The sequence below is a fragment of the Aquirufa nivalisilvae genome (genome assembly GCF_004307455.1).
GTDB classification, from domain to species: domain Bacteria; phylum Bacteroidota; class Bacteroidia; order Cytophagales; family Spirosomataceae; genus Aquirufa; species Aquirufa nivalisilvae.
In genome coordinates, this window is record NZ_SEWX01000008.1 from 210862 (window position 1) to 227247 (window position 16386).

Annotated in this window: 15 protein-coding genes; 2 read left to right on the forward strand and 13 right to left on the reverse strand. The window is 37.8% G+C overall.

The features are described 5' to 3' along the window. The first annotated feature begins 57 nt into the window (after positions 1 to 57). Both EWU22_RS11945 and EWU22_RS11950 read left to right on the forward strand, forming a co-directional pair. Positions 58 to 984: a TolB family protein gene (locus tag EWU22_RS11945; protein ID WP_130925736.1), complete on the forward strand. Its 927-nt coding sequence runs from the start codon at positions 58 to 60 to the stop codon at positions 982 to 984. Between the two features lie 41 nt (positions 985 to 1025). Then, positions 1026 to 1751, forward strand: a complete 726-nt coding sequence (locus tag EWU22_RS11950; RefSeq protein ID WP_161566856.1) for a nitroreductase family protein — start codon at positions 1026 to 1028, stop codon at positions 1749 to 1751. Here EWU22_RS11950 and priA read toward each other — a convergent pair whose 3' ends face one another. From priA to sucD, 13 genes are all read right to left on the reverse strand, one after another. Continuing rightward, positions 1752 to 4253 (reverse strand): replication restart helicase PriA, encoded by a 2502-nt coding sequence (gene priA, locus EWU22_RS11955; protein WP_130925737.1) that lies wholly within the window; start codon positions 4251 to 4253, stop codon positions 1752 to 1754. Positions 4254 to 4314: 61 nt separating this feature from the next. Beyond that, positions 4315 to 4908, reverse strand: a complete 594-nt coding sequence (gene gldD, locus EWU22_RS11960) for a gliding motility lipoprotein GldD (protein ID WP_226998211.1) — start codon at positions 4906 to 4908, stop codon at positions 4315 to 4317. An 8-nt stretch (positions 4909 to 4916) separates the two neighbouring features. Further along, on the reverse strand, positions 4917 to 5687 hold the full coding sequence (locus EWU22_RS11965) for a lysophospholipid acyltransferase family protein (protein WP_130925738.1): 771 nt from the start codon (positions 5685 to 5687) through the stop codon (positions 4917 to 4919). A 40-nt stretch (positions 5688 to 5727) separates the two neighbouring features. Then, the gene (gene pyk, locus EWU22_RS11970) at positions 5728 to 7200 is read right to left on the reverse strand and encodes a pyruvate kinase (protein ID WP_109323640.1); all 1473 of its coding nucleotides are present in this window, start codon (positions 7198 to 7200) and stop codon (positions 5728 to 5730) included. 98 nt (positions 7201 to 7298) lie between these two features. After that, positions 7299 to 7562, reverse strand: a complete 264-nt coding sequence (locus EWU22_RS11975; protein WP_161566857.1) for an HTH domain-containing protein — start codon at positions 7560 to 7562, stop codon at positions 7299 to 7301. A gap of 137 nt (positions 7563 to 7699) precedes the next feature. Further along, a complete protein-coding gene (porN, locus tag EWU22_RS11980) occupies positions 7700 to 8602 on the reverse strand; it encodes a type IX secretion system ring subunit PorN/GldN (protein ID WP_109323644.1) in 903 nt (300 codons plus the stop codon). Between the two features lie 13 nt (positions 8603 to 8615). Beyond that, positions 8616 to 10211, reverse strand: coding sequence for a type IX secretion system motor protein PorM/GldM (gene porM, locus EWU22_RS11985; RefSeq protein WP_130925740.1), 1596 nt, complete (start codon positions 10209 to 10211; stop codon positions 8616 to 8618). Positions 10212 to 10243: 32 nt separating this feature from the next. After that, positions 10244 to 10996, reverse strand: coding sequence for a type IX secretion system motor protein PorL/GldL (gene porL / locus EWU22_RS11990; RefSeq protein ID WP_109323648.1), 753 nt, complete (start codon positions 10994 to 10996; stop codon positions 10244 to 10246). A gap of 40 nt (positions 10997 to 11036) precedes the next feature. Continuing rightward, complete coding sequence (gene porK / locus EWU22_RS11995) at positions 11037 to 12149, reverse strand: T9SS ring complex lipoprotein PorK/GldK (RefSeq protein WP_109323656.1); 1113 nt, start codon at positions 12147 to 12149, stop codon at positions 11037 to 11039. Positions 12150 to 12309: 160 nt separating this feature from the next. Then, positions 12310 to 13311: a PorP/SprF family type IX secretion system membrane protein gene (locus EWU22_RS12000; RefSeq protein ID WP_130925741.1), complete on the reverse strand. Its 1002-nt coding sequence runs from the start codon at positions 13309 to 13311 to the stop codon at positions 12310 to 12312. Positions 13312 to 13424: 113 nt separating this feature from the next. Further along, complete coding sequence (locus EWU22_RS12005) at positions 13425 to 14213, reverse strand: uroporphyrinogen-III synthase (RefSeq protein WP_109323661.1); 789 nt, start codon at positions 14211 to 14213, stop codon at positions 13425 to 13427. Between the two features lie 91 nt (positions 14214 to 14304). Then, positions 14305 to 15375, reverse strand: coding sequence for a hypothetical protein (locus EWU22_RS12010; protein ID WP_130925742.1), 1071 nt, complete (start codon positions 15373 to 15375; stop codon positions 14305 to 14307). Between the two features lie 131 nt (positions 15376 to 15506). Further along, the gene (gene sucD, locus EWU22_RS12015; protein ID WP_109323665.1) at positions 15507 to 16385 is read right to left on the reverse strand and encodes a succinate--CoA ligase subunit alpha; all 879 of its coding nucleotides are present in this window, start codon (positions 16383 to 16385) and stop codon (positions 15507 to 15509) included. Position 16386 lies beyond the last annotated feature (1 nt).

The following is a 16386-nucleotide window of genomic DNA, read 5'->3' on the forward strand; positions in this document are numbered from 1 at the left end:
AGTCAGGACAGCCGTCCTGACTTTTTTTTTGTACTTTTTCATACTAAAATCACTACTATGAAATACGCATCAATTCTCGCATTAATTTGTGTTAGCTGGACTGGTCTTTCTCAAATTCCGGCCGGAAAAAGTGTTATTAGTTCCTTGCACATCTATGATGTGAAATCGAAAAAAAGCACTGAAATACTCAAAGAGCATCGTCATTTTGAAGCACCCAACTGGTCTGTTGATGGAACTCATCTACTCATCAATAGCCTGGGCTTGTTAGAAAAAATCAGCCCCATGGGTGAGAAATTAGGCCAATTACCAACAGGTACGATTCAAAAATGCAATAATGACCATGGATATAGTTTTGATGGAAAAACTCTTTATATATCCAGCTCTGACCCAAGCTCAGGCATTAGTGGCTCCCTAATTTTTAAAGTAGAAAATCAAGGTGGCCAACCTATTCGCTTAACCAATCAAGGCCCCTCCTATTGGCATGGTATCTCTCCTGATGGAAAAATCATGGTCTACTGTGCTGAAAGAAACAAAAACTATGATGTATATGCTATGGATACCCAAGGTGGTCCCGAAATAAGACTAACTACTGAAGACGGTTTAGATGATGGCCCAGAATATACTCCTAATGGGAAATACATTTATTTCAACTCTTACCGATCTGGGAAAATGCAAATCTGGCGCATGCGACCAGATGGAAGTCAAGCCGAACAAATGACCTTTGATGATTACTCCACCTGGTTTGCCCATATTCGCCCTAATGGCAAAGAAGCCGTCGTTATAAGCTATATCAAAGATCAGAAACAAAGTCACCCTTTTGGTCATCAAGTAAAACTTCGAATGTTGAATCTGAAATCAAAAAAAATAGAGGATTTGACTGAGGAATTTTATGGAGGACAAGGCACAATCAATGTACCTTCCTGGTCACCAGATGGATCAAAATTTGCTTACGTTAGATATGAACTAGAAGACAAAAAACCTTAATAATCAGGTAATTCTTTATATTTACTTCGAAATATATGTCGATGAATCTATCACAAGCTTTTGATGAAATTGTACAAAGAAGAAGATCAAACAGACGATTTGATACGCAAATTCAAGTACCTGATGAAGTAATTCAAAAAAGTCTTGATCGAGCTATTCTATCACCCAATAGTAGCAATATGCAACTTTGGGAATTCTATTGGATTAGTAGTCCCGAAGAAAAGGCTAAATATGAAAAGCTTTGTTTAGGACAATCCGCTGCACGCACAGCTTCTCATTTACTGGTTTTTGTCACTCGACAAGACCACTGGAAAAAGCATGCGCAGTGGAATATCGAGAAAATTAAAGCTTCCATGACTGGAGAACCTTCAAAATCTGAAAAAAGAGCTTTGGATTATTATGGCATTTTAATGCCCATATTATATCGAACAGATCTATTTGGACTCAGTACTTTAGTCAGAAGAGCCATTACTTTTGTTAAGGGATTTAGTAATCCATTTATGCGATTTGCTGGAATAGCAGACCAACGGGTCATGGTGCATAAATCCTGTGCGTTAGCTGCTCAAACCTTTATGCTTTCTATTGCTGCCGAGGGGTACGATACCTGTCCAATGGAGGGATTTGACGCTAAACTAGTCAAAAGAGCCTTACAACTCCCCAATCAAGCCGAAATCAATATGATTGTGGCAGTGGGCAAAGGAACAAACGAGGGAATTTATGGAAAGAGGAATCGCTTACCGATAGAAGATGTTGTTTTCAAACGTTGATTACAAACAATCCACATCGATAATAATTTGAACACCCTTGCAGGCTGCATGAGAAGATTGAATATCTATTTCCTCTCTCAAGGCTTCTTTAAATTTAGCTAATGCCAATCCTTTTTCAATTTTAATAAGGATCTCCATGGCATATTGATTCCTAATTCGTTCTATCAAAGGTTTTTCAGGTCCTAAAACGCGGCCATGACCAAATTTGTCTTTTAAAGCTAACCCTAAATGTCTAGCTGCCATTTCTACTCGGGCTGCCTCCATATTTCGTAAAGTCAATTTAATTAATCTGCTGAAGGGAGGATAATGATAGCCTTCTCTTTCCACTATTTCCTCCGCATACATAGCCTCATAATTATTCTGCAAAATATGATCAAAAATAGGATGAGTAGGCTGATTCGTTTGAATATATACTTGTCCTTGTTCTTCTCTTCTTCCTGCCCTTCCAGCCACTTGACAAATCAATTGAAAGGCTCTTTCATGTGCTCTGAAGTCAGGAAAATTAATCACTTTATCAGCATCAAAAATGGCTACTGTGGATAATCCTTCAAAGTCCAATCCTTTAGCAACCATTTGAGTCCCTACCAAAACATCAATATTTCCCGAAGTAATTTCTGCTAATAAACTGGTAAATGCCGTTTTGGAGCGGGTAGTATCTAAATCCATCCTTCCAATTCTTGCATCAGGCATATGCAGCTGTAGCTCTTCTTCTAACTTTTCAGTTCCATAGCCCATGGTCTTCAATTGCGTACTTCCACAAGCCGCACAGCGTCTCAATAGACCTTCTCTATATCCACAATAATGACAGCGTAGTTCTTGATCTCTGGCATGAAAAGTCAAACTAACGTCACACTGATTACAAGTCGCAATCCAATCACAATCCTGGCATTGAATGTAAGGTGAATATCCTCTCCGATTTTGAAACAATAAACTTTGCTTTCCCCGATTAAAATTATCTTCTAAAGCAGCAATCAAATCCATTGAAAAACCACCTTTCATTTGCTTCATTTTCTGAGCATACTTGGTGTCTAACAAGGTGATGTGAGGTAAAGTAGCTGTTCCAAACCGTTCTTTAAGTGTAACTAAACCATATTTCCCTTCTTTAGCCTGATAATAGGATTCAATAGATGGAGTGGCAGATCCCAACAATACCTTGGCTCCTTGCTGTTTGGCTAACACAACTGCAACGTCACGGGCATGATAGCGAGGTGCTGGATCTACCTGCTTGAAGGACGATTCATGTTCTTCGTCGACAATCACTAAACCCAAATTGGAAAAAGGGAGAAAAACAGAAGATCGAACACCCACGACAAACGGATATTTGCCTTCAACAATCGACTTCCAAACTTCCACCCGCTCATTATCCGAAAATTTGGAATGATAAATACCTACCTGCTCACCAAAAATACGTTTGAGACGTAAGACAATTTGGGTAGTTAAGGCTATCTCCGGCAATAAATAAAGTACTTGATTCCCATTAGCCAATGCTTCTTGAATCAACTTTATATAAATTTCCGTTTTACCACTCCCTGTAATACCATGCAACAGCACTACGTCTTTATCTTGGAATTGATTTAAAATAGCTTGATATGCCTTATTCTGAGCCTGATTCAAATCAAATGCAGCTGGAATAAAATCTTCCGAATCTTGTCCAAATCGGGAAACCACCACTTCAAAACTCTCAAATACCTGATTTTTCAATAAAGTCTGCAAAGAACTTTCCGATAGCTCAGCTTGAGAAAAACTAGATTTCTCTAGTCCCTTTTGATTGGTTTCAGGATTTCGTAAAACAGGAATAAACTGTAAATAATGTAAAATGATGGCCAATTGTTTGGGCTTCGACTCCAATTGCTGAATGAGCTCCACCAATTTTTCCTTATTTTCAAATGGTTCTGTCAATCGTATTTTACGCATCACTTTAGGCGTATACCGATCTTTCAACTCATCAAAAATTAATATGGCCTGTTTCCCTACCATGGATTTAATTAGGTGATAAGGACTCTTTAATTCAACCAATTGAGCAATCTCATCATAAGACATTGACCCCTTTTCTTGAATGGCATTAAAAACCAATTGCTCCTTTTCATTCAGGGTAATTTCTTCGGAATAAGCTGGATTAATCTGAACTTTTGATTGACTGGAAATCTTCAATCCTGCTGGCAAAGCTATCTGAAAGACCTCTCCAGGGTAGCACATATAATACTCTGCAACCCAATGAAATAATTTAATTTGTGAGGTTGTCACTAAGGGACTCTCATCTAATATTTCTAAAATATATTTAGCTTGATATTGCTTAGGCGGCTGATGATGAACCAATACAATAACTGCCGTCAAAACTTTGGAGGAGCCAAATGGCACGACAACCCGAATACCTGCTTCTACTAAATCAGCCCATTGCCTTGGCACACGGTATGTAAAATACCGTGGAATAGGTAAGGGAAGCAAAGCATCCACAAATACCGTTGATTCCTCTGAAGACGACAATGCTGTTGACTCGTTCATGCTAGCTACAAAGAAAAGGAAAGATTCGTGGACTGGCAAACCTAGATTTAAACCCCAATAATTAAGGTTTCCACTGCAAGGTTTGAATTAGATGCATGGCATCCTTTTTTAAAAACTGAATAACGGGAGCTAAGGAGTCATTTTGTGTAGCAGTCTTTACATAAACGGCACCACGTAAATAATGTTTGACACTATCGGTCGTATAAAATTGAAATGAAGTAGCCACTTCCCCATCCAACTCAATGATGCCCGCTTTTCTACCTGAACGGGTAGTCATGACATATTCTTGAATTCCTCGAGCCTTACCTTGGTGTTTAGATGCCAAAGTGTACGCATCGTTGATAAGGTTAGCTAACTTCTTTCGATCCTTGTTCAAAGGCTTGTAAGTCAGCTGGATAAAAGCATGCCATTGAGGATAATAAATATATAACCAATGAGGCTCTGCCCATGAAACGGTATCGGGCAATACTTGGGCATATTTTGAAACTTCAAAAGTAAATGGATGCCCCTTTTCCACTTCTTGATAGGTCGCCTTAGGCAATATAATTCGATTATATCCTTTTGGGCGCGGTAAATCAGCCTTTTCTTCCTTAGTTTGATCAGAACAAGCAAGAAAAACCCAACTTAACACGACGATGGATATCCAGTGGCGCATAGCCTGATTTATTGAGGTTCGTCTAAAGAATAATATTTCAAGATCGGATCTTGAATAATATGGTACAATTTTTCTCGTAACATAGGAACATCATCCATGGTCAATCCCTTGGTAATAATGGGTGGATGTATTTCAGCACGAATAACCCCGGGACGAATCATCAATGGTTTATCAGAGAAAATTTGATAATTATTAAATAAACTAATGGGTACCAAAGGTATCTGTTGTTGAATCGCCATAATTAAGGCTCCATCTTTCAATGGTTTGGCCATATATGGGTATTTTTTAGAAACGATTCCTCCTTCTGGGAATATTGCAATACTTCTGCCCGATTGTAATGCTTTAAGTGCCTTGGATAGCGATCCTGCACGGCTGGCATTATCCGAACGATTGACCAAAATATTCAATCGTGCATACATATATCCGAATAATGGTAATTTCCCCAATGAACTTTTACCCACAAATGAAGTATAATGCTCTAACAGATAAACAATTACTGGTATATCTAAAAATGAAAAATGGTTGGCGCAAAAAACATAATTCTGCTTTTTATCAGGCACAAAATGATGCTTTACTTCGAAACGAATAAAACTGAAAAAAAAGAAACATTTAGACCAGATGCGCACCAATTTGGCCGCATACTTACGGTAGCTCAACTTTTGAAGTAAAATGAAAATAAAAGGGTAAAAAAGCAGAAAAACTCCAATGAACCAAAACATGGACCAAAGAGTAAAAAGTGCAGTGAAAGGACTAGAAAGAAATGTATTCTTTTTATTCATGCTTTAAACACCAAACAAAATATTAACAATTAGGGGTTGATTATTCAACCACCCCTAATTGTACTGTATTGGTCTTCTTACCCGAATGGGCAGGAATAGACAAGGTCGTTACAAAAACGTCCCCTGCTGATAATAATTGATCTTGCTTTAATTTATCGACCATAGCTGCTACCGTCTTTTCTGCGCTCTCAGCTGATGGATCATAAAAGAATACCTTCACACCCCAAAGTAAGCCCATGGTAGACATTAACTGCTTGTCCGAAGTAAATACATACAAGTCAGCTTTTGGACGGTGAGCAGACAAACGGAATGCCGTATGTCCTGAATTAGTAATACAAAGAATAGCTTTGGCTTTTGAGTCACGAGCTAATCGACATGCACCTGCGATCAAACGATCCGTCAATGCCACTTCTTTTGAACCTTGTGCCAAAGCATGGTTCTTGAAATAAATGGCTACTTCGTCACCTTTAACGACAGAAATGGCATTTTGCTGTTGCTCGACAATTTCATGAATATGTGCCATCGTTTCTACCGCTTTAATTGGGTAAGAACCAGAAGCTGATTCACCACTTAACATGGTGGCAGATGCTCCTTGAAGAACAGCATTAGCTACGTCTGAAGTTTCAGCACGAGTAGGAACTGGATTTTGAATCATGGATTCTAGCATTTGAGTTGCCACAATAACTGGCTTACCAGCTGCTGTACATTTCTCAACCATTACTTTTTGTAAGTAAGGAACTACAGCTCCATCCATTTCCACACCCAAATCCCCACGAGCTACCATGATACCATCAGTAGCTTCAATAATTTCATCTAAATGATCTATCGCCTCAGGCTTTTCGATCTTAGCAATCACACGAGTATTTTTACCGTATGCTTTAATTTTTTCCTTAATATCCCAGATATCAGATGCCTTACGTACAAATGATAAGGCTACCCAATCAACACCATGGTCTAAACCAAAATACAAATCGGCTTCATCTTTGGGAGTTAAGCATGGTAAAGAAACCTTCGTTCCAGGTAGGTTAATACCTTTCTTCGATTTCAAAATACCACCATATACCACTTCTGTTAAAACTTCCTTCTTTTCTTTATCGATGGCAAGTACTTTCACTTCTAAATTTCCATCATCCATCAAAATACGCTCTCCTACATTCACATCTAAATACATAGAGGTATATGTAGTTCCCACTTTCTCAGAAGTTCCAAGTAAATTTTCATCCATGGCAAAGATGAGTTGTTTCCCTGCTTCCAATACCACACCGTTATTCTCCACCATTTGAGTCCTAATTTTAGGGCCTTGCAAATCTTGAAGAATACATAAATTCAATCCTAACTCTTCACTAATCGAACGAACCGTTTTCAATCGTTCTAAATGATCTTCATGAGTTCCGTGAGAGAAATTTAAACGGAATACGTTTACTCCAGCTTTAGCTAATTGAATTAAGGATTCTCTTGATTCAGATACTGGACCTACAGTGGCTACTATTTTTGTCTTGCGTTGATACGACATATATACTTAATTATTCAATTTACCCTGCAAGTTACAGCTTAGTCATCAAAAAATTGAATAATTGTATTAAATCATGTCCAAAATTAGCTGTAATCTGACTAATCTAAAGAATAAACCAATTTATCAGACACAAAAAGTCGCAATTCGAAATCAAACTTGACAGGAGAACTGTATTTATAGCTCTTAATAACTGAGCAAAAGGTAATGGGGGCTCCCATATCACGTAAAATCTCCATGTAGGAATTTAATTGCCGTGGCGACATATGTAAATGTTCGGCAAATGAAGCTGCTGAACCTGTGGATTCATGTTGAATTAATCGATGAATTCGATGTAAACGTTCTATTTGTTTAAGACATTGCATGGTTAGAAATTTAATACCACAATTTCCAATTTTGAATGATAACTCATCACAAAGAAGTTGATAATTCCCCCTAATTATCAAGTAATTGGGCATAAAAAAAGGAGGCCAAAGCCTCCTTCTCATTAGAAAATCTTAGATTAATTTTCCCACATATCGTGTTCTAACTCTAACAACTTATATTCCAATTGCTGAGACATTAATAGACCCTCGCGATCAGAGCTATAAATATCTGTTAAGAATTTATTTTCAGCATTTCCTTTTTTGATAATTCTTGCTTGAAACATTCTCAAATCGAAGGCATCTGCCATATTCTTGTGCTGCGTTTCATTTTCAGCATTATACCAAATACAGTTAGGATTACTTCTAAATAATTTATAAACGTCTTTATAACGGAAAGAAGCTACAGGCTTATCAAATCCAGCTTTTGTTTTCGAAGCAGGAATAATCAAAGTAAGTGCTTGAATATCAAAATACAATCTTGAACGTTGACGATCAATGATAGCATCTTCTTTAATTTCTATAATGGAAAGTTCTTTCGGGAAAAAATATGAATCTAAATTCGCCACCGGCTTAGCGTCAAAATCATCTGTTTTCTTAGTGGCAGCCCCTGGTTTGGTTGTTGTTCCCCAACCATCATCCACTGCTGCTTTTTTATCTCCACCTTCAGCTCCAAAACCAGCCGCTTTTTCTGCTTCAGATAGACTCCCTTCACCTATGGAGTCATCCATGCGAAGTTTTTCTTTAAATTGAGCAGCGGTTAATTTCGTTGCTAATGAATCATTCACATAGGGAATTAAGATTCCCGCTTCTACCCATTCTACTAAGAACTTAGAAATCTCATTATTCACAGAGAAAAATGGTTGATTAATTTTTTCATTCAAATCCATTCTGCGCCATAGACGAGCTTTGTAGTGAATGTTTGCTGGATCAATGGGACGCACTGAATTCAACTTAGATTCATCTACTGGTTTCTCCTGAGCCATGGCACTAAATCCACAGATGAGAGAAACTAACAATAAAAATTGATTAACTGATTTCATATACCGGGTTTTCCTAATCACTCAAAGGGATATTTTTAACCATAGAAACGGGTATGGTTTCAATTGTTCCTTTGAAATTCTTTCTTTGAACTTCTTTTACTTCAATATAATAGCGATCTCCAGGCTGTGCTTGAGAAGCTAACTTAGCAATTGAACCTGAACCAGGTAAATTGGCTATCTCGTCAATTTTTCTTTGACCACGCACTAAAGCTACATAAACCTGAGCCACACGGTAGTTGGCATCTTCTGGATTAGTCGCTTTGAATGACTCATCTGCAATAGCTCTAGCATCTAAGGTTCTTAAACCAGAAGCGCTAGTACCTTTTTTCTCATTTAACTCTCCGCCGTTACCAAAAATGCGTACATCTGGTCTTGGAACACGGCGTACTTTAAACGTTTCTTTTCCTAATAAAGTACCTCCATTATTCACATTTAATGTAATTGTTGCTGAAGAAGGTACCACGGTTACTTTTCCTCTATTTTGGCCTGGTATAACTTCACCACCTTCGGCCGAGAACTGAGGATTCCACAAAGCGCCTAAACCTGGACTCACCACACTTAAGCGGTTAGCACATCCCAAATACAAAGCTGGTAAAGTAGCAGTTTCGATATTATAAGTAGGCTTTAAAACAAAATATTCCTTTTGAATGGATTCCGTTTTTGGACCTGCTGGGCTCATGTAAGCCACCGTAGCTGTGTAGGTCTTTTTAGAAAGTCCATTGGCATCATATCCACCTCCAGATGTTTTGAATTTAATTTGACCACGTCCGTCTACCACAGGAATAGAAGCTCCATTAAAACTCATACGAGGCGTAAAACCAGATGAAGTAGCTGCAATAAACACTTCTGCCTGGTATTCCATACCTGCTACTACGGTATTCGCATTTGCTGAAACTTGGGCAAAAACTTTATCAAACTTGATTTCTTTAGCTCCTACTTTAGATGCCAATTGGCTTAACACCTCGGTTTCATAGCGTCTGACTTCTGCTTGCTTCTGACTTAATGTTGCCAAAGCAGCAGGAACAGGTGTATGTTCAAAATTTAACTCAGCAAAATCTTTATTGGATTGAGCGGCATCGCGACTAGCCACTGGATCATCTTTGGCAGCTAAGGCTAAAGATGGGAATTTAGTACCTGGATCAGCGATAGATTGTAGTTTGGTCACATACTGATCAAACATGGGAACTAAACGATAAGCTTCTCCTTTAGAATTAGCCCCAACCATCAATTCGAATACTTTCTCTTCTTCTTTTGGATTTTTAATCGTTCCTGTTTCTGGATCAATTCCTCCTCCAGTTTCAATCACTTTTGATTTTAATCCATCGATGTGATTCACTAATTCATCTGACAATTTACGTACCTCATTGGCTTTCTTGAGAATGTCCGAATATGCAGCAGGATTAGGAAGATCTTTAATCCGATCTTCAATACCAGTAACCATACTCTTATTCTTAGAACTTGCTGATTGGTTCGCAATTTCCAAACTATTATTTAACAAGGTAAACTTCTGTAATAAAGCATCACTTACCTGTAAAGCTAACAGGGCGGTGAGTACCAAATACATCATCCCGATCATTTTCTGCCGGGGGGTCTCTTTTAAACTTGCCATATACTTATGAGATCAAAGCTAAAGTGGAAAAATTAGCCTTTCATAGCTGTTAACATACTACCATACACTTGGTTCAATGATTGAATATTAGCATTCAATTTAGCTAATTCTGCTTTGAACAATTCTGCATCCTTTTGAGTAGCTGCCATCTGTTCAACAGTCAAATTAACATTACCATAGTAACTATTAATAGCTTTCAAGTGCTTAGTCGCTTCTTGAATCTCTGTTTCATATATTGTATTCAAAGTAGATAATTGATCACCTGCTTTGGCATATTGTTGTGCATATTTAGCTGCTTCAGCAGAAGATACCGAAATGGCCCCTAGTGAACTAGCTGCTTCAGAAACAGATTTATTTAATGTTCCTAATGATTCTGAAGAAGAAGATAGCGACTTTACAAAATCTTGCGTTGCTACTGTTGCCTTGGAAATATCTTGTAAACTATTGGCTGTTTCAGTCAATCCTTTCAAACTCTTTGTCAAACCTTCAACAACCTCAGGACCTAAACCTTTCAAACTTGCTAAAGCATCTACGCCACCTGTAGAAGTAGGTCTAGCTACTGGAGCCCCACCCACTAACTCTGGATAAACCTTTTCCCAATCATAAGATTTCTCTGGTTTTGCTTGTAAGTATAAAACCCCAAACAAAATAAAAATGGCCGCTTCTGTGAACATACCAACCATTAACATTTCGTTGGCTCCATCCCAGTGGACAATTTTAAATAAGGCTCCTACAATTACTACTGCCGCACCAAAACTAGCGATGACATTGATTGATTTTTCCATGTTAAAAAGAATGTAATATAATTTTAAAAAAGAGTATAATTTAGTTTTGCTTAGGACGACCCAAATAGCGCATCATACATCTAAATCCAATATATGAACGTTTGTTTTGTTCTAACTCGTAAGCTCTGGTACCTGTTTCTAAGTAATAAGCAATATCTTTCCATGAACCACCCCGTGTTACTTTTCTTGGCTCATCCGAATCTTTATTGACCGTATTTAAATCCCAAGTCACTGCCACGGCATTATCCGCATAAGCATCTTCACACCATTCGGCTACGTTACCCGCCATATTATACAATCCGAAATCATTGGGATCATAGGCATTGGCTGGAGCAGTATAAGAATAACCATCTGCATCATAATTACCTCTGTGAGGTTTAAAATTAGCTAACAAACACCCTTTGGCATTTGAAATATATGGATTTCCCCATGGGTATTTAGCCGATGCTCTTCCCCCACGTGCTGCCCATTCCCACTCAGATTCAGATGGAAGCTCAAAACGTGGTAAAATAAACTGTCCTTGCTTTCTACGATAATCATTCATCAACTTACTTCTCCACAAACAGAAGTACTTCGATGCTACCCAGCTAACTCCTACTACAGGATATTGATCAAAAGCCGGACTAGAAAAATAATATTCAGTCATCGGATCACCATTATGATAAGTAAAATCACGCTTCCATACAGTTGTGTCTGGATAATATTCCGACATGATTTTATCTTCTCCTAAAACAGAGACTGAATCTTTCAATAAAGCATAGGTAAATTGACGATACTCATGATTGGTAATTTCCGTATCATCCATGTAAAAGGCTGCCACAGTAACTCGCTTATTAAAGTTAACACCGGCATGCGACACCTCTTCGTCTGCTTGACCCATCATATAACTCCCTGAGGGAACTAATACCATTCCGTAAGGTGTAGGTTGGGACCATCCTTTACGAGTAGTAGCTACAATCTCTCCATTCTGAACACCAGGAACCTCTTTATTAGCTTTGCCAATTCCTAAAATTCCTTTACCAGAAGAGCCTTTCTTACTACTTAGCGTCTTAGAACCACCCGAGTTTTTGGATCCACAACTGTTTAAAACAACAGCCATAGCCAAAATCGACAGTCCTACTATTAATCTCTTTTCAACAAATTGAAAATTCATAGAAGCAAATTAAAATTACTGTTTGTTAACGTAACAGGGTTCAAAAAATTGTTTTTACACATATTTACCCTACTCACACTCTTTCAAATTCCTCAAATTTAAAGCATTTTCTAGGAATATTTCAGCAAAAGTACAAAATTTTATACCTTAAATTGAAATCCTATAAAATCTTAAACCTAGGCGTTCTCACTGGAAGACCCTTAATTCCATTGGATTGAAATGAAGGCAATTGAAAACGAACAAAAATCTCATGAGTCAAAGGTGCTTTAACCACCGCTTGCACCATAGCTACATCTAAAGAATAACCAATATCTAGCTTTTGTTGTAATAAAGAGACTCCTGCCATTCCAATGGCAGCATCATTCAATCGAAATGAGCCTCCTAACCAAAATAAATCTTTGTAACCCAACCGAGTACCTAATTCAGGCAAAACTTTACCTGAATAGTAACGCACCTGAGCAAATGGCATCGCAGCCAAACTCTCTGACAAAACAATTTCGGCAGTACCATGAAGTGCTGCCACCATATTTACAGGCATATTACCTTGAGGGGTATCCATAGTAAATTTAGGTGAAGTTAGGTGGTCTGCTGATAAACCAATTTGCCAATTATCCTTCGAATAAAGTAAACCTAACCCAAGATCAAATTGATTTTGGCTAATCACTTTACCTGACAACTGGCTAGCGATAGGATCATTCTCATCTCGAATTCGATAGGCACGACCATCGAACGATTTTCCTTGTAATCCACCTCGTAATCCAAGCGATAGAATTGCTTCTCCTAAAGTATAATGATATGCTAATTGAATTTTCATGGATTGCTGCCCAACGCCCGAAGGTGTTTTATCGGACATCACCAATACACCAACACCTAAATTTAATTTGCTAAATGGTAAAGAAACACTCAGTAACTGAGTTCCTAAATTACCTGGCCCCTCGATACTAGCTTCGTACTGAGTCCATTGATTCCGGTAATGTAATTGTGCAAAGGACGTTCCTCTCAATCCTGCATTTGCCGGATTTTGATTCATGGCATTTAACTGAAACATGCTTAAACCTGGGTCTTGTTGCGCCAGCATCATATTAGGGCTCCAAAATAGCAGCCCAATGCCAAAGCACACAAAAATCCATGAGGGTAAGACTGATTGCTTTTTGAAGCGCATGTTCAATTTTTAGCTTGTTAGGCGATTTGATGGCTAAAAATAAGCATTATTTTCAAACGAGAAAACTCCGTGACAGATATTAACAAAAAAGCCCCGAATCGGGGCTTTTTGATTTAAGCATTTGCTTGCTTGATGTAATGTTCCAAAGCTCCTGTCATGGATGGCGCATTTGGCATCGGGGCTTGTATATCTAATAGTAAACCTGCGTCTGTAACCGCCTGAGCAGTAGTAGAACCGAAGGCGGCTATTCGTGTATTATTTTGCTTGAAATCTGGGAAGTTCTCAAATAAAGATGTAATTCCTGATGGGCTAAAAAATGCTAGAACATCATAGAACACCTCTTCTAAATCCGACAAATCAGCTGAAACGGTTTCGTACATAACAGCCTCCGTTAATTGAAAATCATTGGTTCCCATGTAATCTGGTAAATCCTTCTGACGCTTGTTAGAACAAGGGAATAAGAATTTCTCCGACTTATGCTTTTTGATAATTTCCAATAAATCCAACGCTGTCTTCGTTCCAGTAAACACTTTGCGCTTACGTATAACGATGTATTTCTGAAGGTAATTAGCCGTTTGCTCAGTAATACAGAAATACTTCATGTCAGAAGGCACCTCAATTTTAGCTTCCTTACAAATACGGAAGAAATGATCAATGGCATTACGGCTTGTAAAAATGATAGCCGTATGCTCTAAAATATTAATCTTCTGCTTTCGGAATTCTTTGTAGGCGATACCGCACACCTCAATAAATGGACGAAAATCCACTTTAACACCATACTTTTTCTCAATCTCAAAATAAGGAGACTTGGCATCAGTAGGCGCTGCTTGAGTAACTAAAATACTTTTAACTTTTTTTAACCGCTTGATATCCGGCGTAGCAACGTTAGCTATTTCACTCATAAATCAAATTTGTATTAACTCGACAATCTAGAATAGTCAACTTTATGTTGCAAATATACAAAAAAAAATCTTGATAAACACTCCCTTTAGTCTAGGTGTATTGTGGAAATATCAATTCACGTATTCCAAATAAAATAACGATGGCCTCTGTAATAATCAAATAAGCATATAGAGATAACCTATTGACTGATAGAACCTTATTGAAAACTTGAGTGAAATATATAAACCGAATAAGGAAATACGCATTTAATAAATAAGAAACGATTTCCATATCAATAGAATAGGCTGGACCTTGGTAAACTGCATACAATCCAATTCCTACAAAAACCAAGATAAAGAATTGAATATTAGTTTGTATCGATTTAAAGAAGTGTAGATTGGCAACTGATTTAAGTTTAAATAAATTAGCAAAAAGTTGAAAAATAAAATACTGTAAAATAAAAATAAAGTAGGCCACTAATGTTCTGGAAAAAACAAACCATAAGGATGGCATTAAGGTGCTGTAATTCTCTTCATTTACAAAAAAAGCATCACCAGAACGATACGTAATGCCATTATAAAAAGCCATTAATGATATCAAGAGGCTTAAAATAAATAGCACATATATATTGGCTAAAGAAAATGGACTTTTGACGATTGCATTATCTTTACTCTCCCAATTGACCCAATCTGTAAATCGAAAATAGACTTGAAAATATCGAGGAAATCCAGCGTATAGTAGTCCCAAAAAGGCTAGGAGTACCAAAAATCCTAATGTAAAAAAATGGGTGTAAACAGCTGGAGCTCGATTTAAGAATAATTGAACTTCCCGATTTTGAGCGATTACTTGATCAAATTTTTTTTCAATACTCAAGTCGCCAGGTAAACCCTCCAAGGTGCTACTATAAAAAGTAGCGATAACTTGCTCTTTATCATGCACTTTAAGCAGGCTATCCAATGACATCCTAACTAATTCTCCTTTCTCTAATTTACGCTGAAATGCTCCATCAATAAATAAATGATAGGTTTCTTTGGGTTTAATAGTCAAATAAGCTTGATAGTAATCTCTATTGTTGAGTTGGATAGACTTGGAATGGTAAGCATAATGTTGACTTGGTATATAAGGCAAAAAACTATTCCAAGCTGATTGATAAACTAGCCATTCCTTTTCAATGGAATGCATAGGCTTCCAGACGGCAGCCTTAGCGCTTGCTGTAAAAAAAATGAGTACCAATAAAAAAAATCTGCTCCATCGTAGCACGAGTGCGTGGAATGAAGCAGATTTTTCAATAAAAGGAATCATCCTTTAGTATTTTACTTAGCAGATAATGCTTTCAACATCGTTTCTCCAATATCAGCTGGAGAATATACTACGTGAATACCACATTCTTGCATGATTTTCATTTTTGCCTCTGCCGTATCATCTGCACCACCAATAATGGCACCTGCGTGACCCATACGACGACCTTTAGGAGCAGTTTGACCTGCAATGAAACCAACAACTGGTTTTCTATTTCCATCAGCTTTGATCCAACGTGCTGCTTCTGCTTCCATTCCACCACCAATCTCACCAATCATCACGATACCTTCTGTTTCAGGATCATTCATTAATAATTCTACCGCCTCTTTAGTAGTAGTACCAATGATAGGATCTCCTCCAATTCCAATAGCTGTGGTTTGACCCAATCCAGCTTTCGTCAATTGATCTACTGCTTCATAAGTTAAAGTACCCGATTTAGAGACAATACCCACTTTACCTTTTTGGAAAATAAAGCCTGGCATAATACCCACTTTACATTCTTCAGCTGTCATTACTCCAGGACAGTTTGGCCCAATTAAACGACATTCTTTAGTAGAAATATATTCCTTCGCTACAATCATGTCTTTGGTAGGAATACCTTCTGTGATACAAATAATCACTTTAATTCCAGCATCAGCAGCTTCCATAATGGCATCAGCAGCAAATGCAGGTGGAACAAAAATAATGGATGTATCAGCACCAGCTTTAGCTACAGCTTCAGCAACGGTATTAAAAATAGGACGATCTAAATGCGTTCCTCCTCCTTTTCCAGGAGTTACACCGCCTACTACATTGGTTCCGTAAGCGATCATTTGTTCGGCATGAAAACTACCTTCCGTACCTGTAAAACCCTGAACTATAATTTTGGAATTTTTATTTACTAAAACACTCATT

Excerpts from the sequence above, each read along its gene's own strand:
- EWU22_RS11945 (WP_130925736.1), top strand. The coding sequence starts at position 58 with ATGAAATACGCATCAATTCTCGCATTAATTTGTGTTAGCTGGACTGGT.
- EWU22_RS11950 (WP_161566856.1), top strand. The coding sequence starts at position 1,026 with ATGAATCTATCACAAGCTTTTGATGAAATTGTACAAAGAAGAAGATCA.
- priA (WP_130925737.1), bottom strand. The coding sequence starts at position 4,253 with ATGAACGAGTCAACAGCATTGTCGTCTTCAGAGGAATCAACGGTATTT.
- gldD (WP_226998211.1), bottom strand. The coding sequence starts at position 4,908 with ATGCGCCACTGGATATCCATCGTCGTGTTAAGTTGGGTTTTTCTTGCT.
- EWU22_RS11965 (WP_130925738.1), bottom strand. The coding sequence starts at position 5,687 with ATGAATAAAAAGAATACATTTCTTTCTAGTCCTTTCACTGCACTTTTT.
- pyk (WP_109323640.1), bottom strand. The coding sequence starts at position 7,200 with ATGTCGTATCAACGCAAGACAAAAATAGTAGCCACTGTAGGTCCAGTA.
- EWU22_RS11975 (WP_161566857.1), bottom strand. The coding sequence starts at position 7,562 with ATGCAATGTCTTAAACAAATAGAACGTTTACATCGAATTCATCGATTA.
- porN (WP_109323644.1), bottom strand. The coding sequence starts at position 8,602 with ATGAAATCAGTTAATCAATTTTTATTGTTAGTTTCTCTCATCTGTGGA.
- porM (WP_130925740.1), bottom strand. The coding sequence starts at position 10,211 with ATGGCAAGTTTAAAAGAGACCCCCCGGCAGAAAATGATCGGGATGATG.
- porL (WP_109323648.1), bottom strand. The coding sequence starts at position 10,996 with ATGGAAAAATCAATCAATGTCATCGCTAGTTTTGGTGCGGCAGTAGTA.
- porK (WP_109323656.1), bottom strand. The coding sequence starts at position 12,149 with ATGAATTTTCAATTTGTTGAAAAGAGATTAATAGTAGGACTGTCGATT.
- EWU22_RS12000 (WP_130925741.1), bottom strand. The coding sequence starts at position 13,311 with ATGCGCTTCAAAAAGCAATCAGTCTTACCCTCATGGATTTTTGTGTGC.
- EWU22_RS12005 (WP_109323661.1), bottom strand. The coding sequence starts at position 14,213 with ATGAGTGAAATAGCTAACGTTGCTACGCCGGATATCAAGCGGTTAAAA.
- EWU22_RS12010 (WP_130925742.1), bottom strand. The coding sequence starts at position 15,375 with ATGCATTCCATTGAAAAGGAATGGCTAGTTTATCAATCAGCTTGGAAT.
- sucD (WP_109323665.1), bottom strand. The coding sequence starts at position 16,385 with ATGAGTGTTTTAGTAAATAAAAATTCCAAAATTATAGTTCAGGGTTTT.